The organism is Massilia sp. UYP11, from assembly GCF_050434805.1.
Lineage (GTDB): Bacteria > Pseudomonadota > Gammaproteobacteria > Burkholderiales > Burkholderiaceae_D > Telluria.
Map to the genome: position 1 here is coordinate 253,862 of NZ_JBNDJE010000003.1, position 21,505 is coordinate 275,366.

A 21,505-nucleotide genomic window follows, 5' to 3' on the forward strand; every position below is an offset into this window, starting at 1 on the left:
TCATCCGCCCCGCAGCGCCGCCTCCAGGTCCGACAACTCGGCCGGCTTGACCAGGTGCGCGTCGAAACCCGCCTCTTGCGCGCGGCGCCGGTCCTCGGGCGAGCCGTAGCCGGTGTGCGCCACCAGGCGCACGTGCGCCAGGTCTGGATTACCCTTGATGCGGCGCGCGACCTGGTAGCCGTCCACGCCCGGCAGGCCGATGTCGAGCACGATCACCTGCGGCTTGTGGCGCAGCGCCAGCGCCTCGATCTCGCTGGCGTCGGCCGTGGTCACCGGCTGGTAGCCCATCTCGGCCAGCAAAAAGCCCATCATCTCCATGGCGTCGACGTTGTCGTCCACCAGCAGCACGCGCATGCCGCCGGATTCGTTGGCGTCCGCGGCTTCCTGCTGCGCGGCCGCGGGCGCGCCGGACCCCGCGCGCAGCAGCGGCAGTTCGATCGTGAAGATGCTGCCCTGGCCGATGCCGGAGCTGGCCGCTTCCAGCCGGCCGCCATGCAGCTCGGCCAGGTGCGACACCAGCGACAGGCCGATGCCCAGCCCTTCCGGCGCGCGGTCCGGCGGCACCGCGGCCTGGGCGAACATGCCGAAGATGTGCGGCAGATTGTCGGCATCGATGCCGATCCCGTTGTCGCGCACCGAGATGCGCACGCGCCGCTGGCCGCCGTCATGCGCAAGCTCGCCGCTCACTTCCACTCCCAGCGTGATCGCGCCGCCGGCCGGCGTGAACTTGGCCGCGTTGTGCAGCAGGTTGCCGACCGACTGGGCCAGGCGCACCGGGTCGCCCGTCACCCACAGGTCTTCCAGCGGCTGGCGCACGTCCAGGCGGTGCGCGCAGGCGGCGATCAGCGGCGCCGCGGTCTCGATCGCCTGCGCGATCACGCCCTTCAGGTCGACTTCTTCGTTGCGCAGCACGATCTTGCCTTCGGAGATGCGCGCCACGTCCAGCAAGTCGTCCACCAGGTGGGCCAGGTGGTCGACCTGGCGCGTGATCACCTCGCGCGCGCGCGCCTGGCGCTCGGCCGCGCCCTCCCCGCTGGCGCCCAGCAGGGCCGCCGCGTTGCGGATCGGGCTCAGGGGATTGCGCAACTCGTGCGCCAGCGTGGCCAGGAACTGGTTCTTGTTGCTGTCGGCGGTGCGCAGCAGCGCCTCCATCTCCCTGCGCGCCGTGATGTCGCTGGTCACGCGCGCCACCCGGTACACCTCTCCACGCGCGCCACGCACCGGGAACAGGCGGTCGCGCACCCAGCGCACCTGGCCGTCGGCGCCGTGGATGCGGAACTCTTCGTCGTAATGCGGCTCCTGGGGCACGCGTTCCCAGCGCTGCGCCACGCGCGCGCGGTCGTCGAGGTGCACGGCGTCGAGCCAGCCGGCCGGTTCCTGGCCGAGCGATTCGGCGTCGCGGCCCCAGACCGTGGTGTAGGCCGGGCTGACGTAGACCAGCCGGCGGCCCGGCACCGAGAACATCCAGAACACGTCGTCGATATTGTCGGTCAGCTGGCGAAAGCGTTCTTCGCTGTCGCGCAGGTCGACCTGGATGCGGCGCATGCGCAGCAGCGCATTGACGTTGGCGATCAGTTCGTCGGCCTCGATCGGGGCCGCCAGGTAGTTGTCGGCGCCGCCCTCCAGGCCGCGGATCTTGTCGGCGCGGCCGGTCAGCGCGGCCGAGGTCTGCAACACGAGCACGCTGCTGCTGTCCGATTCGGCCTTGATGCGGCGGCAGACCTCGATGCCGTTGATGTCTGGAAGCTTGACGTCGAGCAGCACCAGCGCCGGCAGGTGGCGCCTGACCATCTCGAGCGCATCGGTGCCGTTGGCGGCCTCGATGACGTCGAAGCCGGCGCTCTGCAGGATGCGGGTCTTGGCGTAGCGGGCACCGTCGTTGTCGTCGACGTTGAGAATCTGGGTCGGATGACTATTCATGATGCGGTTCCAGCAGGATCAATGGTCGCATGCGGCCATGTGTTTGGCGAAGTGTTTGTCGGCGTGCGCGGCAGCGTCAGTGTAAACGTCGAGCCCACGCCCACCGTGCTCGATACGTCGACCCGGCCGCCGAGCAGTTCGGCCAGCTTGCGGCACAGCGGCAGGCCGAGTCCGGTGCCCTTGCTGCGGCGCTGCAAGGGGTGCTCGATCTGGCTGAACTCCTCGAAGATCAGCTGCAGGTTGTCGGAACTGATGCCGATCCCGGTGTCGGCCACCGCGAAGGCGATGGTATCGGCTTCCGTGTCGTGCGCGGCGAACACCAGCACCGAGCCCTGCTCGGTGAATTTCAGGGCGTTGGAGATGAAGTTGCGCAGGATCTGCGAGATCTTTCCTTCGTCCGAACAAAAGGGCTTCCCGATGCCGGACGGCTCGAAGATCAGTTCCACCCGCGCCTCGTCCACCAGCGGGCGCAGCATGCCCTTGAGCGCGCGGAACAGGTTCTCGACCACCACCGGCTCGACGTGGGTCTCGACCCGCCCGGCCTCGATCTTGGCCAGGTCGAGCAGGTCGTTGACCAGTTCCGACAGGTCGCTGGCGGCCTTGGCGATGAACGTCACCTGCCGTTCCTGCTCGTCGGTCAGGTCGCCGTCCATGCGGTCCAGCAGCAGCTGGGCCAGCGCGCGGATCGACGACAGGGGCGTCCTCAATTCGTGGCTGGTGTTGGACAGGAAGCGCGACTTCATCTCGTCGGCGAGGCGCAGGCGCTCGGCCTTGTCCTCGATCTCGGCGTACAGCGCCACGATGCCGCGGTTGGTGTCTTCGAGCTCGCGCGTCAGCGACAGCAGGTCGTCCTGGCGTTCGCGCAGCTCGGCCAGGGTGGCCAGCAATTCCTGGTTCTGCAGCTGCAGCTCGTGCGCCGGGTTCGACACCGGGCTGTCGGCCAGGCGCGCGCCGATCTCGGCCAGCCTGGCGGAAGTGACGTGCTCATGGCGCGGCAGCGCCTTGCGCACCGTGACGGTGGAGGCGCCGGCCTCGCCCGGATCGACCTCGCAGGCGTCCACCAGGCGGTGCGCGGTGACGATCGCCAGCTCGCGCAGCGATTCGGTCTCGGGGTCGCCGGCGCGCGCGCCGGCGCCGCTGACCAGCACCTCGAAGTGCTGGCGGCCCTCGTTCTCGCGCAGCTGGAACAGCGCGCGTCCGCCCGGGCCCTGGTGGCATGCGCCGCGCGCCACTTCCGACACGGCGGTGCCGATGCGCACCTGGTCCTGCTGCGAAAAGCCCAGCAGCGCCGAGATCTGGCGCGCGCGCTGGCGCACCAGCACCACGTCCTGGTCGCTGTCCAGGCCGATGCTCAGGATGCGCCGGGCGGTGCTCATGCCGCCCCCGCCAGGCGGCGCACCACCAGCACCATGGCGTCGTCGCGGCCACGGATGTGGTCGCGCATCAGGACCGCCGCGACCAGGGCCGGGCTGCGGCCCTGCAGGCCCGGGTACTTGTCCAGGTCCCAGCGGGTCTCGATGCCGTCCGAATGCAGGATGCACAGCGCGCCGGGGCCGAACGGCACCGTGAACTCCTGCACCTTGCGCATGTTGTGGCCCACGATGCCGTTGTGCGACACCAGCGCGCGGCGCGTCCCGTCGATCGCGACCGCGCCGATATTGCCGACGCCGGCGAAGCGCAGCTCGTCGACCGCGAAATCGATGCGCGCGACCGCCAGCGCCGCTCCGCGCGTGGGGCGCAAGGCCTCGTGCGCCGCATGCACCATCTCGCCCGCCGCGACCGGACCGCGCTCCTCCAGCGCCCGGATCGCCGCGTTCGCCGCGCGCGCCGCCTCCGGGCCGTGGCCCAGGCCGTCGGCCGCGAGCACGGTCGCGCCGCCGCCGGCGCAGGCGACCGCCCAGCCGTCGCCGCAGACTTCCTCGCCATTGATCGGACTCCACAGGGCGCCCACCTCGACCCCGCACGGACCGGGCCCCGGCACGTCGCGCCACAGGCGCATGAAGAAGGCGGCCCCGTCGCCTGCGGTCGAATACACGTCGAACTCGTCCGACAGGCGGCGCAGCGCGCCCAGTCCGGTGCCGGCGGTGCCGGCGGTCGACACGCCGTCGACCAGGCTGCCGGCCAGGTCGGCGATGCCCGGGCCCCGGTCGAGCGCCAGCACGTCGACGCCGATGCCGCCAGGGGACTGCGCCGGGACGATGTGGATCTGGCCTTCGCCGGCGTGCTTGAGGATATTGGTGGCCGCCTCGGTGATGATCAGGGCCAGCTGGCCGGCGCGGGTCTCGGTAAAGCCCAGCGACTCGGCCAGTTTCTGGCCGGCGCGGCGCACGGCGGCGACGTCGCTGGCATGGGAAACGGCGAACACGTACTGCGCAGACTGTGAACTGATCAGCGCTTCCATTTGATGATCAGCACCGCGGTGCCCTCCTTTGCACGGCTGTCGATGTCGAACTCGTCGACCAGGCGCTTGGAGCCGCCCAGGCCCAGGCCCAGCCCGCCGCCGGTGGTGAAACCATCGCGCAGGGCGCTGTCGATATCGGGAATGCCTTGCCCGGCATCGACGAACAGCAGGCCAATGCCCTTGCGCAGGCCGTCGTCGAGCGCGTCGAGATGGACTTCGCCGCCGCCGCCGTACTTGATCGTGTTGCGCGCCAGTTCGCTGGCGGCCGTCACCAGCTTGGTCTGGTCGACCAGCGACAGCGCGAGCGCCACGGCGCGCTCGCGCACCTGCTTGCGCAGGCCCACGACGTCCTCGTCCGAACGTAGCGGCAGCGTCACCCGGCCGCTGCGGTGCTGGCGGTGATGGTCGAGCAGATGCGTCTCGAACAGGACGGCATCGGTAAGCGCGTCGACCATTATCTGTAACTCTTTCCGAGCAGGGCCATGCCCTTCTCGACGTTCAGCGCGGTCTTCACGCCATGCAGGGTCAGGCCCAGCTCGACCAGGGTGATCGCCACCGCCGGCTGCATGCCCACCACCACGGTGCGGGCGTCGAGCACGCGCGCCATGGCGGCGGTATTGCTGATCATGCGGCCGATGAAGGAGTCCACCAGGTCGAGCGCCGAGATGTCGATCAGGACGCCCTTGGCGCCGTCGCTCACGATGCGCTCGGTCAGGTCGTCCTGCAGCTGCATGGCGAGACGGTCATGCATGTCGACCTGGATCGTCACCAGGAGCAGGTCGCCCATGCGCAGGATCGGGATGCGTTCCATATGCCTCGCCTCAGGCCTGCTTGATGGTGATCGAGGCGCCGGTGCGCTCGAGCGCGACCAGGAAGGCGTCGGCCAGGGTGGCCTTGGTGATCACGTCTTCCAGGTTCACCCCCAGGTGCACGATGGTCTGCGCGATCTGTGGCCGGATGCCGCTGATGATGCAGTCGGCGCCCATCAGGCGCGCGGCCGCGATGGTCTTCATCAGGTGCTGCGCCACCAGGGTGTCGACGGTCGGCACGCCGGTGATGTCGATGATGGCGATCATGGCGCCGGTGTCGACGATCTTCTGCAGGATGTTCTCCATCACCACCTGGGTGCGCGCCGAGTCCAGGGTGCCGATCAGCGGCAGCGCCAGGATGCCGTTCCACAGCTTGACCACCGGCGTGGACAGCTCGAGCAGTTCCTGCTGCTGGCGCACGATGATCTGGTCCTTGGTCTTCTGGAACACCTCGATGGTGTACAGGCCCATCTTGTCGAGCAGGGTCGTGATGGTCCACGACGCCACGGCGAGGCCTTCGGCGTCGCCGGCAAAGCTGTCGCGCAGCCGCGCGAACAGCGGCTGCTTGAGCGAGAACACGAAGGTGGCGGTCTCGCTCGGGGTCGAGCCCGACCTGGCGCGGCTCGACGAGATTTCACCCAGCAGGTCGCGCACTTCATCCCACGAACGGTGCTCGACGTTGTCGAGTTCACCGGCCCGGGTGGCGGCGCCGAAGGCTTTCAGGAACTGGTTGCAGTGCGAGCGCAGTTGTTCACGCGCCGCGGCGTTGCTGCGCAGGTTCAGCGCCTCGAGCTGGGCGAGCCATTCGGCGGCGATGGCGGCCTCCTGGTCCAGGATTGTCTGGCTGATACGATCCGCGTAATCCTTCATGCTCATCTGGCTTATCCCTTGAATGGTTATTGGCGCCGCGCCGGGCGGCAAGCTGTCGCCGGCGCGGTCAGATTTCTGTTAAACATCCAACTATACCATTTTCATATAGGGCAATATGTGGCGCACGGTTGTCTGTTGGATATTTTCACTGTCTCATCGAAAAAAGCGCACGTAAAGACGGCCGGGAGGCGCGCGCGGGTCGATCCCGATGCGTCCATTCATACAAAACCGGCAACAAAAGCAGCGTCAGGAAGGTCGACGACAACACCCCGCCGATCACCACCGTGGCCAGCGGCCGCTGGACTTCGGCCCCGGTGCCGACCGCCAGCGCCATCGGCACGAAGCCGAGCGAGGCGACCAGCGCCGTCATCAAGACCGGCCGCAGGCGCGCCAGCGCGCCCTGGCGCACCGCGTCCGACAGCGCCATGCCATCCTGGCGCAGGCTGCGGATGAACGAAATCAGGACCAGGCCATTGAGCACCGCCACACCGGACAGGGCGATGAAGCCGACCGCCGCCGACATCGACAGCGGAATGCCGCGCAGCCACAGGGCGGCCACGCCGCCGGCCAGGGCGAACGGGATCCCGGTGAACACCAGCAAGCCGTCGCGCACGTTGTCGAAGACCAGGTAGAGCAGGACGAAGACCAGCAGCAGCGAGGCCGGCACGATCAGGCGCAGGCGCTCGGCCGCCCTGGCCAGGTGCTCGAACTGGCCGCCCCAGGCGATCCAGTAGCCGGGCGCGATGCGCACCTCCTCGTCGATGCGCGCGCGCGCCTCGGCGACGAAGGAACCGATGTCGCGCCCGCGCACGTTGGCGCTGACCACCACCCGGCGCTTGCCCTGCTCGCGACTGAGCTGGTTGGGGCCGGGCGCCACCTCGAAGCTGGCGATCTCGCCCAGGGCGATGAAGCTGCGCGTGCCCTCCCCGCCGCCCGGCAGCGCCACCGGCAGCCGGCGCAGCGCGTCGATGTCGCCGCGCACCGGGTCCGGCAGGCGCACCACGATATCGAAGCGGCGGTCGCCCTCGAACAGGGTGCCGGCGGCGCGGCCGGCGGTGGCGGTGGCGATCATTTCCTGCACGTCGCCGATGTTCAGCCCCATGCGCGCGGCACGCTCGCGGTCGACCCGGATCTGCAGCATGGGCAGGCCGCTGGTCTGCTCCACCTGCACTTCGCTGGCGCCCGGCACCCGCCGCACGACGGCGGCGATCTCGCTGGCGGTGGCGCCAAGCACGTCCAGGTCGTCGCCGAACAGCTTCACGGCGACGTCGCTGCGCACGCCCGAGATCAGTTCGTTCACGCGCAGCTGGATCGGCTGGCTGAATTCATACTGGTTGCCGGGCAGGCCCTCGAGCGTGGCGCGAATCGCGCTTTCCACCTCGGCGCGCGAACGGCGGCGGCCGGAATCACTGCGCGGCCACTCCTTCTGGGGCTTGAAGATGATGTAGCTGTCGGCCACGCTGGGCGGCATCGGGTCGGACGCGATCTCGGCCGTGCCGATGCGGGCGAACACGCGCGCGATCTCGGGGAACTCGCGCATCAAGGTGGTCTCGATCTGCTGCTGCATCTTGACCGACTGCGACAGGCTCGTGCCGGGCACGCGCATCGTCAGCACCGCCATGTCGCCCTCGTCGAGATTCGGCGCGAACTCGACGCCCAGGCGCGTGGCCATCAGGGCGGCGAGCGCGATCACCAGCGCCGCGAGCACCAGCATCACGGCGCGGTTGGCCAGCGCGTAGTCGAGCGCCGGCGCGTACCAGCGCCGCGCCGCGCCCATCACCCGGCTTTCCTTTTCCTCGACCGAGCGGCCGATGAACAGCGCCACAGCGGCCGGCACGAAGGTCACCGACAGGATCATCGCGCCCAGCAGCGCGAACACGACGGTGAAGGCCATCGGGTGGAACATCTTGCCCTCGATGCCGGTCAGGGCGAAGATCGGCAGGTAGACGATCATGATGATCAGCTGGCCGTAGACGAGCGGCCGGCGCGCCTCGCGCGCGGCCTCGAACACCTCTGCAAAGCGCTCCTCGCGCGTGAGGATCCGCCCCAGCCGATGCTGGGCGGCGGCCAGGCGCCGCACGCAATTCTCGACGATCACCACGGCGCCGTCGACGATGATGCCGAAGTCCAGCGCTCCCAGGCTGAGCAGGTTGGCGCTGACATGGTTTGCCACCATGCCGCTGAAGGTGAACAGCATCGACAAGGGGATCACCATGGCGGTGAGCAGCGCCGCGCGCAAATTCCCGAGGAAGAAGAACAGCACCGCCACCACCAGGATCGCGCCTTCGATCAGGTTCTTGCGCACCGTGGCGATGGCTCGCTCGACCAGCACGGTGCGGTCGTAGACCGTGACGGCCTTGACGCCCCGTGGCAGGCTGCGGTTGATCTCCAGCATGCGCGCGTCGACCGCTTTCGACACCGCGCGGCTGTTCTCGCCAATCAGCATCACCACGGTGCCGAGCACCACCTCGACCCCGTTCTCGGTGGCGGCGCCGGTGCGCAACTCCTGCCCGATCGTCACCTCGGCCACGTCGCGCACGCGCACCGGGATGCCGCGAATGCTGGAGACGACGATATTGCCGATGTCGTCGATCGACGCGGCCTGGCCCGGCGCGCGCACCAGGTACTGCTCGCCTGCGCGTTCGATGTAGCCGGCGCCGACGTTGCTGTTGTTGCGCTCCAGCGCAAGGACGACATCGAGCAATTGCAGGCCATACGACGACAGCGTGGCCGTGTTCGGGGCCACCAGATATTCCTTGTCGAAGCCGCCGATCGAGTTGATCTCGGTGACGCCCGGCACGGTGCGCAGCTGCGGCTTGATGATCCAGTCCTGGATTTCGCGCAGGTCGGTCGGCGTGTAGGGCGTGCCGTCAAGCTTCTTCGCGCCCGGTTCCGTCTCCACCGTCCACTGGTAGACCTCGGACAGGCCGGTGGCGATCGGGCCCAGGGTCGGGATCACGCCGGCGGGCAGCGCCGCGCGCGCGTCCTGCAGGCGCTGGCTGACCAGCTGGCGCGCGAAGTGGATGTCGGTGCCTTCCTCGAACACCACCGTCACCTGCGACAGGCCGTAGCGCGACAGAGAGCGGAACTGCTCCAGGTGCGGCAGGCCCGACAGCACCGCCTCGACCGGATAGGTGATGCGCTGCTCGATTTCAAGCGGAGAATAGCCCGGCGCCGCGGTGTTGATCTGCACCTGGACGTTGGTCACGTCCGGCACCGCGTCGATCGGCAGGCGGCCATAGTTGTAGACGCCGACGGCGGCCATCGCCAGCACGGCCAGCATCACCAGCCAGCGGCGCGCGATGGCGGTGGCGATCAGGCGGTCGAACAGGGTCGACGGTTTGGACGACGATGTGGTCAACGGTTTGGTCGAGGTCTCAATGTTCATGGCTGCCCTGCCCCTTGCCCTGCTCCGCCTTGACCGCGAAGCTGCCGGCGCCGGCATAGGCTTCGCCCGCGCGCAGGCCAGCCGTGATCTCGACGAAGCGCCCGTCGGAGCGGCCGGTGGCGACCGGCTGCGCGACAAAACCTTCCTTGACCCGCTTGTAGACGACTTGCCGCCCGTGGGCCGTCTGGATCGCCTCGACCGCCACCGCCACCGGCACGTCGCTCGAACCGGTGACGATGTCGATGTTCACCGCCAGCCCCGGGCGCCAGGCCGCGCCCGGATTGTCGAGCACCACCCTCGCCTTGGCCGAGCGCGATTCCTCGCCCACCAGCGAGCTGACGTAGGACACCTTGCCCGGCGCCGTCGTGTTCGAGGCGATCGAGCGAATGACGGCATCGGTGCCGACCCGGACGATGTCCAGGTCGCGCGCCGGCACCACCACGTCGGCCCACACGGTCGACAGGTCGGTCAGGGTGAACACGCGGGTCCCGGCGCCGACGACTTCGCCCATCGTGATGTGCTTTTCGACGATGACGCCGTCGAACGGCGCCCGGATGCGCAGCAGATTGGACGAACCGGCATCGCGTGCGCCGAGCGCCTGCAACTGCTGGCGTGCGCTCTGGACGGCGATCTGCGCCTCGTTCAACCCGTGTTCGGCGCGCAGCAAGTCCTGGCGCGCCGAGATCTGCTCTTCCCACAGCGTCTTCTCGGCCGCATGCACCGTGCGCGCGTAGTCCAGCCGGCGTTCGGCCGCCGCCAGCGCGCCGCGCTGGGCCGCGACTTCGGCGCTCGCGACGCTGGCCAGGACCTGGTCCTTGCGCACCTTTTCGCCAAGGGTGGCATTGACTTCACTGACCGCCCCGGCGGCGCGCGGCGTCACGTGGGCGGTGCGGTCTTCATTGAGCGCGATCTGGCCCGGCATGCGGATGAAGGTGTCCAGGTGGACCGGGCCGGCGGTGGCGACCGTGATGCCGGCCACGCCGACCTGGCGGTCGGTGAAGCGGATCACGCCGTCCTGCGCGTGCTCCTTTTCGCCGTGCTCGTCCGCATGCTCCCGTTGCTCCCCTTGCGCGCGATGAGCGTGTCCTTCCGCACCGCCCGGGGCGCGGTCGCGCACCAGCACGATGGCGGCGAGGAAGACGGCGACCGCCAGCATGATGGCGATGACCTTGCTTTGCTGCTTGTTCATGGATTCTCCTGGACGGCTGCGTGTCCCAGCAGCCGTACGATATCGGCCGCCGCGCGATGAGCGTCGAGCACGGCGTTCAGGTATTGGTTCCTCGACTGGGCCAGCATGCGCTGGGCGTCGAGCACGTCGATCAGTGCGAACTTGCCCAGCTCGAAGCCGCGGCTGGCCGCCCGCTGCGCGTCTTCGGCGCCGGGCAATATCTCGGTCGAGATCAGCGCGCATTCCGCCAGCGCCGCCGTGAGCCGCGCGTGCGCCTGGGCCAGTTCGGCGCGCAGGCGGGCGCGTTCGGCGTCCTGCTGGTCGCGCGCCTTGTCGACCCGGCGCAGCGCATCGAGCACGGCGCCGTCGTTGCGGTTAAACAGCGGCAGCGGCACCGACAGGCCCACCACCGCACGGTTGCGGGCGTCCGGCCCTTCGCGCTGGGCGCCGACGATCAGGTTGACGTCGGGCGTACGGCGCGCGCGCTCGAGCCGGGCCAGCGCCTCGCGCTGGTCCACCTGGGTGCGCGCATGGCGCATCGCCGGCGCTTCGTCGAGTTGCGCCAGGAGCTGGTCCAGCGGCGGCGCCGGGGGCAGCGCCGCGGCCTGCGCCGCATTGATGCTCAGCCGGCGCGCGTCGCCGGCCCACAGGGCGGCCAGGCGGATGCGCGCGCCTTCCAGCTCGCGCCCCGCCTGCAGCGCCTCGATCCGGGCGCCGCCCTGGGCCACGCGGGCGCGGGTCGCTTCGACCGGAGGCAGGGACCCGGCCTCGACCCGCTTGTCGGCGGCGGCCAGCGCGCGGCCGGCGAGCGCCACCAGTTCGCGGGCCATGCGTTCACGCACCTGCGCCGCGACGACGTCGTGGAAGGCGGCGGCGGCATCGGCGCGCACCCTGGCGCGTTCCGCATCCAGCGCGATGGCGGCGAGCCTGCCTTCCTGGCGCGCCGCCTCGACCCGTGCGGCGCGCTTGCCGCCCAGTTCGATGGGAATGTTCAGGGTGGCGGTGGTGGTGCCGTCGCGGCCCCCCTCGCCGCCCGCGCCTTCGCGCAGCAGCTCGAGCTCGGGATTGGGCCGCGCCCCGGCCTGGGTCAGCGCCCCCTGTTGCGCCGCCACTTCGCTGCCGGCCGCGCGCAGGGTGGGATTGGCGCGCAGCGCCAGGTCGATGGCCGCTTCCAGGGTCAATGGCGCCGACGGTTGCGCCCATGCCGCGGCCGAGGCGCTGGCAAACCCGCACGCGCAGGCGAGCGCGAACGCCGCCAGCGGCGGTGTCAAACGATGTTTCATGAAGATGCTCCGAACGGGTGGATGTCCGGCGGGGCATGCGATGCGCCGCGCTTGCGGCGTGATGCGGGTCCCCGCCGCCTTAGCTGCGCAGCAGCCGGTCTGGCGGCGGGATCAGGTCGGCGACGTGGGAGGCATAGCGCCGCAATTCGCCGCGCAGATGCGGGGCGCCCTTGGGCAATGGGAGATTCGGTTGCGCGGACAGGACGGCGCTGGCCGACAGGTGGTGGCAGGCGTCGCAGTCGTCGCAATGCGCGTCGGGAGCGCCATCGTCCTGGTCCTGGCTGCTTGAAGGCGGATGCTTGTGGACGTGGTGACCCGGATGCATGGTCTGTTCGTCATGACTGCAATACGGCGCGCCGGCGGCCCAGGCGGCCTGGAGCGGCATCATGAGCAGCAGGAAGATCAGGATCAGGCGTCGCATCGCGTCAGGGTGGTCGGGTAGCGCAGGGCCGGTCGGCCAATTTTTTGCTACAGCTATTAAATACTCTGTAGCCGCTACAGGGTCAAGCACATTCGTGGCGTTCGCTGCGATTCCCGTACGACGCGTAAGGAATTCGATCCGGAACTCGCGCCGCAGCGTACACCTTTTGCAGCACCTTGATGAAGGCGCGCGGCGCCGCCGGCACGAGGCGATGGCTGGCACCAGTCCTCCAGCAAGGGCGGCTTGCGCAAAAGCAGATTGCCTGCGGTGCGGATTTGACAACCTGCGACACCGGAACGAGGCGCGCGGCCGACGCTAGCCTGCCAACGCCGCCTCGCGCGGCCGCGATCCTGCCTGCAGGTCCACGCCGCCGCCGGGCCGCGGCGCCATCGCATCGAACCGGTAATCGCTGGCGTCATGCAGTTCCCACCCGCCGTCGCCCGTCAACCACAACACATGGGTATGGTGGCGCAGCACGCCGGCGCGGTGGGCGATGCTCACCAGCGTCACGCCCTTGTCGCGCAGGCGCTTGTACAACGACGACTCATTGGCGCTGTCGAGGGCGCTGGTGGCTTCGTCGAGGATGACGATGCGCGGCGCATGCACCAGCACGCGCCCGAACGCCAGCCGCTGCTGCTCGCCGATCGACAGCAGTTTTTCCCAATCCAGCACGGCGTCGAGCCCGCCGACGCGGCCGGCCAGGTAAGGCAGATGCACCTGGTCGAGGATGGCGAGCAGCTGCTCGTCGCTCAGATCGGTACGGTCGCTGGGATAGATGAGCTGGCTGCGCAGGCTGCCCGGCTGCATATAGGGCTGCTGCGGCAAAAAGAAGCATTCCCCGCGCGGAGGATGGTGTATCACGCCGCTGCCCTTGTGCCACAGGCCGGCGATCGCGCGCAGCAGAGAACTTTTCCCGCAGCCGCTGTCGCCCGTGATCAGCAGGGCGTCGCCCGGTTGCAGGGCCAGCGTCAGGTCCTTGATCAAGACTCGTTCCGACTGCGGCGGGCACAGCGTCAGCGACTCGATCCTGAGATGCGAGCACGGCCTGCGTTGCACGCGCGACGCTGGATCACATGCGGGCTCGCCCGCGGACGACGGGTCGGCCAGCACCTGGTTCGACAGTGTCTGCAGGCGCCCGATGCCGGCGACGAAGCGGCTCAGGCTCTCGAAGTTGTCGACGATGACGCCGACCGCCGCCAGAACCGCGGTGAAGGCGCCGGCGGCCTGGACCGCGCGTCCCACCTCCAGCTGGCCCGACAGCACCGCGTCGGCAAGGATGGCGAACGGCAGCACCAGGGTCAGCTGGCTGAAGGTGCGCTGGAACAGGTTGAGCGCACGCTGCTTCTTGATCAGGCGCGAGAAGTTATGGATGACCTTGTTGAACTTGTTGTCGATGCGTGCGCGCTCCTGCGCCTCGCCGCCATAGAAGGCGATCGATTCGGCGTTTTCGCGCACGCGTATCAGGCTGAACCGGAAATCGGCTTCGCGCCGCAGCTGCCAGAAATTCAGGTGGATCAGCGGGTTGCCGAACACGTACAGCGCCACCACCGTACCCACCAATGCGTAGGCGACCAGCACGCCCACCAGCACCTGCGAAATCGACCACAGCACGGCGCTGAAGGCGACCAGCTGCATCAGCGAGCCCAGGAACACCAGCATGAAGTGGATGGAGCGTCCGGTAAACGTGTTCACATCCTCGCTGATGCGCTGGTCCGGGTTGTCGATCTCGCGATTCGATCCGAGCTCGTAGTATTTGCGGCCGTTCAGGTAGCCGTCGAGGAAGCGCCGGGTGAGCCAGCGCCGCCACTGGTTCGCGAACAGGTCGCGCATGTAGTAGTAGAAGGCATAGATCGGCACGGCGAACGCCAGGATGACCAGGCAGGCCTGCACCGAGGTCCAGAACCGCGCGCTGTCCTGGCCGGCCAGCGCCGAGGTCATTTCCCCGGCCTGGTCATTGAGCATGACCGCGAGCTTGGTCTCGACCAGCATCAGCACGATCAGGAGCGTGAGCAGCAGCCACGCCCGGCCCTTCTCGGCGCCCAGCCAGTAAGGTTTGGCAACGCTGACAAACTGCTTCCATGCAGCCATCGACAAGGTCGCGCCGCTGCGTCGCTTTTTTATCGACCCTGGAATGTCGCCAGTGATTCCATCGTTCGACGTCTGCGTAGGGGTCGTCATGATTCGTGTGGTACCCATGCCCGGTCGCATCCGGCCGCAGGACGTGACTGGTCTTGCTATCATCCTTCTGACAGCGGCGCCTTTACTGCCGCGACGCCGCTGTCTGCGGTCCCGTGGCTTGTATGTATCCAAACCACGGACCCAGCATAAAACCGCGAATCGAACCGTTCCGTGCGAAAACATACATTGCAGGAATCTGCCGCAAACGATCAGCGAGCGAAATCCGGGAGCGCCGAACGGAAAAAACCGCCAGGCTCACGCTCTGGCGGTTTTTTCATCGAGCGGCGAACCGCTCACTTGCTTGCAGCGCTATTGCTGCGCCGCGTTTACTGCGCCGCGACTTCGACCGGATCGGCCGCCTTCATCGACAGCTTCAGGCGACCGCGCTCGTCGGTCTCGAGAACCTTGACGCGCACTTGCTGGCCTTCCTTCAGGTAGTCGGCGACGGCGTTGACGCGCTCGTTGGCGATCTGCGAGATGTGCAGCAGGCCATCCTTGCCCGGCATGACTTGCACGATCGCGCCGAAGTCCAGGAGTTTCAGCACGGTGCCGTCGTAGGTCTTGCCCACTTCGACCGATGCGGTCAGCTCTTCGATGCGGCGCTTGGCTTCCTGGCCGGCGGCGGCGTCGACCGAGGCGATGGTCACGATGCCTTCGTCGGTGATGTCGATCTGGGTGCCGGTTTCTTCGGTCAGCGCGCGGATGACGGCGCCGCCCTTGCCGATCACGTCACGGATCTTTTCCGGGTTGATGCGGATGGTGATCAGGCGCGGCGCGAAGTCCGACAGTTCGGTCTTCACGGACGGCATGGCCTTCTGCATCTCGCCCAGGATGTGGTGGCGGGCTTCCTTGGCTTGCGCCAGCGCCACCTGCATGATCTCCTTGGTGATGCCCTGGATCTTGATGTCCATCTGCAGCGCGGTGATGCCCGCCGGGGTGCCGGCCACCTTGAAGTCCATGTCGCCCAGGTGGTCTTCGTCACCCAGGATGTCGGTCAGGACCGCGAACTTGCCGCCTTCCTTGATCAGGCCCATGGCGATGCCGGCCACGTGCGCCTTCATCGGCACGCCGGCGTCCATCAGCGCCAGGCAGCCGCCGCAGACCGAGGCCATCGACGACGAACCGTTCGACTCGGTGATTTCCGAGACCAGGCGCACCGAGTAGCTGAAGTCTTCCGGGTTGGGCAGTGCGGCGACCAGCGCGCGCTTGGCCAGACGGCCGTGGCCGACTTCGCGGCGCTTCGGGGTGCCCACGCGACCGGTTTCGCCGGTGGCGAACGGAGGCATGTTGTAGTGCATCATGAAGTCGTCGGTGTACTCGCCCATCAGCGCGTCGATCTTCTGGCTGTCGCGCGCGGTGCCGAGGGTGGCGACCACCAGTGCCTGGGTTTCGCCGCGGGTGAACAGGGCCGAGCCGTGGGTGCGCGGCAGGACGCTCGAGCGGATCGCGATCGGACGCACGGTGCGGGTGTCGCGGCCGTCGATGCGTGGCTCGCCGTCCAGGATCTGCGAACGCACGACCTTGGCTTCCATGTCGAACAGGATATTGCCGACTTCGCCAGCGTCAGCCGCGATGCCTTGTGCCGACAGCTCGGCCATCACTTCCGACGACAGCGACTTGAGCTTCTGCTGGCGGGCCGATTTTTCGCGGGTCTGGTAGGCGTCGCGGACCTTGGCTCCGGCCAGTTCGGCAACGCGGGCGATCAGCGCTTCATTCTTTGGCGCCGGCGCCCATTCGACTTCCGGCTTGCCGCCTTCGGCGACCAGGTCGTGGATCGCGTCGATCACGGCCTTCATCTGCTCGTGGCCGAACACGACCGCGCCGAGCATGACTTCTTCGGACAGTTGCTTGGCTTCCGATTCCACCATCAGGACGGCGGATTCGGTGCCGGCCACGACCAGGTCCATCTGCGAGGTCTTCAGCTCGGTGGTGGTCGGGTTCAGGATGTACTGGCCGTTCGCGTAGCCGACGCGCGCGGCGCCGATCGGACCGGCGAACGGGATGCCGGCGATGCACAGGGCGGCCGAGGCGCCGATCATCGCCGGGATGTCCGGATCGATTTCAGGATTGACCGACAGCACGTGGATGATCACCTGGACTTCGTTCAGGTAGCCTTCCGGGAACAGCGGGCGGATCGGACGGTCGATCAGGCGCGAGGTCAGCGTTTCTTTTTCGGAAGGACGGCCTTCACGCTTGAAGAAACCGCCAGGGATCTTACCCGCAGCGTACGTTTTCTCCATGTAGTCGACGGTCAGCGGGAAGAAATCCTGGCCCGGCTTGGCGTCTTTCTTGGCCACCACCGTGGCAAGGATGACGGTATCTTCGACCGACACCACGACGGCGCCGCTGGCCTGGCGCGCGATTTCACCCGTCTCCAGGGTGACCGTGTGTTGACCGTACTGGAAGGTTTTCGTAACTTTATTAAACATTGGGTAATCCCTTTCATTTTACCGACAGATTTTCAGGAGCTGTCGTTCACCTCTCACCACGGGCCACCGAGAAGTGGCCTTGCAACAAACAACAAGACGGCCAAAACGAAACATGCCCGCGTCAGACAACTGGCGCAGGCATGTTTGACTAAACCGTCTGAAGCAAGAACTTGCGATTACTTACGCAGGCCCAGCTTGGCGATCAGGTCGCGATAACGATTCAGGTCCTTGTTCTTCAGGTAAGACAGCAGGCTCTTGCGGCGGTTGACCATCATGATCAGGCCACGACGCGAGTGGTGATCCTTCTGGTGCGCCTTGAAGTGGCCGTTCAGTTCGTTGATGCGTGCGGTCAGCAGTGCGACCTGGACTTCCGGCGAACCGGTATCGTTCTGGCCACGTGCGTTGTCCGCGATGATTGCGGCTTTGTTGATGTTTTCAACCGACATGATGTTACCTTTCACATGCGGTGCAAGAGTCGGAACCCCAGGCACCGTGATTTATCAAATAGCTGTCCGGATTGGACAGACCCGCCAGTATAGTGCAAAACGCCGGCTCGAACCAGTGTTTGCTATCCTTCTTGCGCGATTGGACAGGCCGCCACCCCGCTGGCGCGCTCGACCCAGGTGATCAACCATGAACAAGATGAACAAACTTACAACACTGGCCACCGCCCTGCTGGTGGCCGGTTGCGCGCTGCGCACGGCGCCGGATCCCGGCGACCCGCTGGACGTGGTAGAGGCCAAGATGGGCACGCCCACCGCGGTGTACACCGACGGCGCGGCGCGCACCCTCGAATACGCCACCGGCCCGATGGGCCAGTATACCTGGATGGCGCACCTGGGCCCGGATGGCCGCCTGACCTCGTACGAGCAGGTACTGACAAGCGAGAAGTTTGCCACCGTTAAGATTGACCAGGCGACCAAGGACGACGTGCTGCGCACCTTCGGCCATCCGGCTGAGGTCTCGCGCGTCGCCATGCGCGACTATGAGGTATGGTCGTATCGCTACAAGGAAGGCGGCGTGTGGAACTCATTGATGCACGTCCACTTCGACGGGCAAGGCGTGGTGCGCCAGATGATGAATGCGTCGGATCCCATGTATAACCCGCAGGATCGCGGCATCTGGTAACAATAAGGCGCCCGCCCCCGGCGCCAGACCCAGTGCGGCCGACCGGACGGGTGCAGCGCCTTGCCGTGAACGCCGCGACGAGATGAACACGATGATCAAATTAACGCTACCCATTGCCGCCATGCTGCTGACGGCCTGCGCCATGCGCACGCCGCCGAACCCCGGCGACACGCAGGATGTGGTCCAGGCCAAGCTGGGGACGCCAACCGCGGTGTATGCCGACGGCGCGTCTCGCATTCTCGAGTATGCCACCGGCCCGATGGGGCAATTTACCTGGATGGCGCGCCTCGGCCCGGATGGCCGCCTGCACTCATACGAGCAGGTGCTTACGGGCGAGAAATTTGCCACGATTAAAATTGATGGCGCGACCAAGGACCAGGTGCTACGCACCATCGGCCGTCCCGCCGAGCGATCGCAGGTCGCCATGAAGGATTATGAAGTCTGGTCTTATCGCTACAAGGAAGCCGGCGTCTGGAATTCGCTCATGCACGTCCACTTCGACCGGCAAGGCATCGTGCGCCAGATGATGAATGCGCCCGACCCGATGTACGAACCGCGCGACCGCTTCGGTTTCTAAGCGTTACCTTGCCGGAGCGGTGCGGCGACCGCCGTCGCTGCGCACGAAATCCTCGATCGCGTCCAGGCTCGGCGCCAGGCGGCGCAGCGTGGACGAGAGCGTGGCGACCAGGGTGGCGTGGTTGACGTTATCGTAGTATTCCTCGCGCACGGGAACGCCGGCGCTGCGCATGCCGGTCGCAAGCACGCCGGTATTGCGCTCCGGGTTCACCGTCGTGTCGTTGCGAGCGGCGATCAGCAGCGCCGGGGGCGCCGCGACCCTGACGTGCTCGACCGGCTGCGAGTCGCGCGGCGTATCGGGATAGTGGAACACCGGACGGGTGGTCTCATTCTCGACGGGCAAGAAATTATACGGGCCCGCCATGCCGATCCAGCCGCGCAGGATGCCGGGGGTACTACCCTGTTCGCGCAGCCAGCGTGGATCGAGCGCCAGCATCGCCGCGTTGTAGGCGCCCGCGCTATGCCCCATGACGAACAGGCGTTTCGGATCGCCGCCATAGGCCGCGATCCGGCGTTCGGTCCAGACGACGGCGCGCGCGCCATCATGCAGGAAGCCCGGATAGCTTGCCTGCGGATACAGGCGATAGTCGGGAATCACCACCACGAAGCCGCGCTTGGCCAGCGAACGGCCGACGAACGCATAATCATCGCGCTCCCCACTGACCCAATTGCCGCCGTAGAAGAAGACGATCACCGGCGCGTTGCGTGCGCCCGACGCGGGCCGGTAGATGGACAGCACGTGGCGCGGGTCGGGACCGAACGCGGCCGTCGCGACCGAACGCGCCGTTCCACCCGGTGACACCGCGTTGACCAGGGTGAGCGGCGAACAGGCGCTCAGGGCGCCGCCCACGACCAGGACGGCCAGCGCCACCGCGGCGACGCCGGGTGTCTTTGTCGACCGCAAACGGCTACGCACCGGCATCAGCGACGCACGTCGTCCGGCTCGTCGTCGAGCGGAATGATGCTGACCGGCTTGCCCTTCGCCTTGCGCCAGACATACACGGCATAGCCCGACAGCCCATACAGCACGAAGATCGGCCACAGCACCTTGGGCGGATCGATCGCCAGCAGCGCCAGCACCAGCGCGATCAGGAACACCGCGATGAACGGCACCGACTTCTTGAAGTTGATGTCCTTGAAGCTGTAGAACGGCACGTTCGACACCATGGTCAGGCCGGCGAACACGGCGATGCCCCACGACACCCAATCCACCTTGCGCGCGCTGACGCTGATGTCGGGGTCGGTCATCATCATGATGAAGCCGATCACCAGCGCCGCGGCGGCCGGGCTCGGCAAGCCCTGGAAGAAGCGTTTGTCCACCACCTCGCTATTGGTATTGAAGCGCGCCAGGCGCAGCGCCGCGCAGGCGCAATAGATGAAGGCCGCGATCCAGCCCAGCTTGCCCAGCCCGCGCAGCGACCATTCATAGATCACCAGCGCCGGCGCGGCGCCGAACGAGACCATGTCGGCCAGGCTGTCGTACTGCGCGCCGAACTCGGACTGGGTATTGGTCAGACGGGCGATCCGGCCGTCCAGGCCGTCGAGGATCATGGCGATGAACACGGCCCAGCAGGCATGCTCGAAACGCTGGTTCATCGCCATGACGATGGCGTAGAAGCCACAGAACAGGGCCGCGGTGGTGAAGGCGTTGGGCAGCAGGTAGATGCCGCGCCCGCGTTCGCCGACCTGGCGGTCTTCGGCGCGGCGGCCGAAACGCTTTTTCAGGCGGGAGAATCGTGGCCCTTTTGGCGTTGTCCCTGGTGTTCTTCTTCGTGGAAAGGTTGGCATAAGGAATCGTATTCAAGGTAGTCGCCGAGCGACAGTTCCCCCACATTATAGAGGTGGGGACACGTGTTAGCGAAACCCTACGCTAACCCGACTGGCGATTGCCTGGCGCTTACTTGAACACGGCCGTTTTTCGGACCCTATGCAGGCAGCACTTACTTGAACTTGACCTTGCCCACGACGCGCATCTGCAGCGTGGTTTCGCCCGGTTCGAAGCTCGGTTCCGCCATCGCGTCGGCCATCTCGCGCTTGGCGCTGCGCATCATCATGGCCCGCGGCGCCGCGGCATCGCCCGCGTAATTGCCCGAGCCCTCGAAGTCGACCGTATCGAGCACGGCGTCGGTCGGCTGGCGGCCCATGGCCCTGGCGATCGAGACGATGCGCTCGTTCAGGTTCCGGTAGGTCGCGGCGATGCGCTGGTCGTCCAGGCGTTTCTCGAGTTCAGGGCTCAGGCCGAAATTGACGCCATTGATCTGCAGAACCTTCTGGGCGGCGGCGGCGGTTTTCGGCAGCGCCGCCAGGTTGGTGGTCTTGACTTCCAGGTACTGGCCGACGCGCCAGGCGATCGGCACCGGCTTGACCGGCTGCTGCGTGGCGCGGCCGACCGGCTGCGGCGGCACTTCCGGATAGACCGGGTAGGTGTAATAGCCCTGGGTCTTGAGTTCGGCATGCGGATCGGCGCGGCGCACGATCTCGGTGCCCTCTTTCATCTTGCGGTTGACACGGTCGGCGGCGGCGTTCTTGTCCTTGTCGTGCTCTTCGACGGCGAACACGACGGTGGCCTGGTCGTTGGCGTGCTTGACTTCGCCGAAGGCGGGAACCACGACCATGGTGCCGCTGGTGGCCGGCGCCGGCAGGTTTTGCGCCTGGGCGGCGCTGAAAGCCAGGACCAGGGCGGCGACGACGAGGGATTTAGAAACGGCCATTTATTGTTCTCCTATAAGTTGCGACAGATGTCTGACAGCACTTATACGATACCAATCGGCGGGATTCCATCGTGCTTTTGTAATGGACAGTTGCAAATGAGTAGCTTTGGAGGTCGACTCGTCACGGCCGCCGTCCGGCAATCCCGCGCCCTCCCCCTCAAACGACGTCGTCCCCGCACAGGCGGGGACCCAAGTCACACGCAGGCCACATCGTTCGATGGAT

General features: G+C 67.2%; 18 protein-coding genes. 2 read left to right on the forward strand and 16 right to left on the reverse strand.

Going from position 1 to position 21,505, the window contains the following annotated elements; genetic code table 11:
• The 13 genes from ABIB38_RS07790 to rpsO form a co-directional block, all read right to left on the reverse strand.
• Nucleotides 1–1,920 carry a hybrid sensor histidine kinase/response regulator gene (locus ABIB38_RS07790; RefSeq protein ID WP_429203197.1) on the reverse strand — a complete coding sequence of 640 codons (1,920 nt, stop codon included), beginning with the start codon at nucleotides 1,918–1,920 and terminating at the stop codon, nucleotides 1–3.
• Nucleotides 1,917–3,296, reverse strand: a complete 1,380-nt coding sequence (locus ABIB38_RS07795; protein ID WP_429203198.1) for an ATP-binding protein — start codon at nucleotides 3,294–3,296, stop codon at nucleotides 1,917–1,919. The genes ABIB38_RS07790 and ABIB38_RS07795 overlap by 4 nt, the downstream gene beginning before the upstream one ends.
• Nucleotides 3,293–4,321, reverse strand: coding sequence for an ATP-binding SpoIIE family protein phosphatase (locus ABIB38_RS07800; RefSeq protein WP_429203199.1), 1,029 nt, complete (start codon nucleotides 4,319–4,321; stop codon nucleotides 3,293–3,295). The genes ABIB38_RS07795 and ABIB38_RS07800 overlap by 4 nt, the downstream gene beginning before the upstream one ends.
• Complete coding sequence (locus ABIB38_RS07805; protein WP_429203200.1) at nucleotides 4,309–4,776, reverse strand: anti-sigma regulatory factor; 468 nt, start codon at nucleotides 4,774–4,776, stop codon at nucleotides 4,309–4,311. Before ABIB38_RS07805 ends, ABIB38_RS07800 begins: the two co-directional genes overlap by 13 nt.
• Nucleotides 4,776–5,132: an STAS domain-containing protein gene (locus tag ABIB38_RS07810; RefSeq protein WP_005666383.1), complete on the reverse strand. Its 357-nt coding sequence runs from the start codon at nucleotides 5,130–5,132 to the stop codon at nucleotides 4,776–4,778. The genes ABIB38_RS07805 and ABIB38_RS07810 overlap by 1 nt, the downstream gene beginning before the upstream one ends.
• 10 nt (nucleotides 5,133–5,142) lie before the next feature.
• The gene (locus ABIB38_RS07815; protein WP_429203201.1) at nucleotides 5,143–6,006 is read right to left on the reverse strand and encodes an STAS domain-containing protein; all 864 of its coding nucleotides are present in this window, start codon (nucleotides 6,004–6,006) and stop codon (nucleotides 5,143–5,145) included.
• Between the two features lie 139 nt (nucleotides 6,007–6,145).
• On the reverse strand, nucleotides 6,146–9,331 hold the full coding sequence (locus ABIB38_RS07820; protein ID WP_429203380.1) for an efflux RND transporter permease subunit: 3,186 nt from the start codon (nucleotides 9,329–9,331) through the stop codon (nucleotides 6,146–6,148).
• Between the two features lie 46 nt (nucleotides 9,332–9,377).
• Nucleotides 9,378–10,577, reverse strand: coding sequence for an efflux RND transporter periplasmic adaptor subunit (locus ABIB38_RS07825; RefSeq protein WP_429203202.1), 1,200 nt, complete (start codon nucleotides 10,575–10,577; stop codon nucleotides 9,378–9,380).
• Nucleotides 10,574–11,839: a TolC family protein gene (locus tag ABIB38_RS07830; RefSeq protein WP_429203203.1), complete on the reverse strand. Its 1,266-nt coding sequence runs from the start codon at nucleotides 11,837–11,839 to the stop codon at nucleotides 10,574–10,576. The genes ABIB38_RS07825 and ABIB38_RS07830 overlap by 4 nt, the downstream gene beginning before the upstream one ends.
• A 79-nt stretch (nucleotides 11,840–11,918) precedes the next feature.
• Entirely contained in the window at nucleotides 11,919–12,260 is a 342-nt protein-coding gene (locus tag ABIB38_RS07835) for a DUF2946 family protein (RefSeq protein ID WP_429203204.1), read from the reverse strand.
• 315 nt (nucleotides 12,261–12,575) lie between these two features.
• The gene (locus ABIB38_RS07840) at nucleotides 12,576–14,348 is read right to left on the reverse strand and encodes an ABC transporter ATP-binding protein/permease (protein WP_429203205.1); all 1,773 of its coding nucleotides are present in this window, start codon (nucleotides 14,346–14,348) and stop codon (nucleotides 12,576–12,578) included.
• A 416-nt stretch (nucleotides 14,349–14,764) separates the two neighbouring features.
• Nucleotides 14,765–16,867 carry a polyribonucleotide nucleotidyltransferase gene (gene pnp, locus ABIB38_RS07845; protein WP_429203206.1) on the reverse strand — a complete coding sequence of 701 codons (2,103 nt, stop codon included), beginning with the start codon at nucleotides 16,865–16,867 and terminating at the stop codon, nucleotides 14,765–14,767.
• 176 nt (nucleotides 16,868–17,043) lie between these two features.
• On the reverse strand, nucleotides 17,044–17,313 hold the full coding sequence (gene rpsO, locus ABIB38_RS07850) for a 30S ribosomal protein S15 (protein ID WP_429203207.1): 270 nt from the start codon (nucleotides 17,311–17,313) through the stop codon (nucleotides 17,044–17,046).
• A gap of 187 nt (nucleotides 17,314–17,500) precedes the next feature.
• Between rpsO and ABIB38_RS07855 the strand changes: the two genes are divergently transcribed.
• Both ABIB38_RS07855 and ABIB38_RS07860 read left to right on the forward strand, forming a co-directional pair.
• The gene (locus ABIB38_RS07855) at nucleotides 17,501–17,995 is read left to right on the forward strand and encodes a hypothetical protein (RefSeq protein ID WP_429203208.1); all 495 of its coding nucleotides are present in this window, start codon (nucleotides 17,501–17,503) and stop codon (nucleotides 17,993–17,995) included.
• 91 nt (nucleotides 17,996–18,086) lie between these two features.
• A complete protein-coding gene (locus ABIB38_RS07860; RefSeq protein WP_429203381.1) occupies nucleotides 18,087–18,572 on the forward strand; it encodes a hypothetical protein in 486 nt (161 codons plus the stop codon).
• A 3-nt stretch (nucleotides 18,573–18,575) separates the two neighbouring features.
• Here ABIB38_RS07860 and ABIB38_RS07865 read toward each other — a convergent pair whose 3' ends face one another.
• The 3 genes from ABIB38_RS07865 to ABIB38_RS07875 form a co-directional block, all read right to left on the reverse strand.
• Nucleotides 18,576–19,493 carry an alpha/beta hydrolase gene (locus ABIB38_RS07865; RefSeq protein ID WP_429203209.1) on the reverse strand — a complete coding sequence of 306 codons (918 nt, stop codon included), beginning with the start codon at nucleotides 19,491–19,493 and terminating at the stop codon, nucleotides 18,576–18,578.
• Entirely contained in the window at nucleotides 19,493–20,359 is an 867-nt protein-coding gene (pssA, locus tag ABIB38_RS07870) for a CDP-diacylglycerol--serine O-phosphatidyltransferase (RefSeq protein ID WP_429203210.1), read from the reverse strand. Before pssA ends, ABIB38_RS07865 begins: the two co-directional genes overlap by 1 nt.
• Before the next feature lie 152 nt (nucleotides 20,360–20,511).
• Nucleotides 20,512–21,282 (reverse strand): SIMPL domain-containing protein, encoded by a 771-nt coding sequence (locus tag ABIB38_RS07875; RefSeq protein WP_429203211.1) that lies wholly within the window; start codon nucleotides 21,280–21,282, stop codon nucleotides 20,512–20,514.
• Between the last annotated feature and the right edge of the window lie 223 nt (nucleotides 21,283–21,505).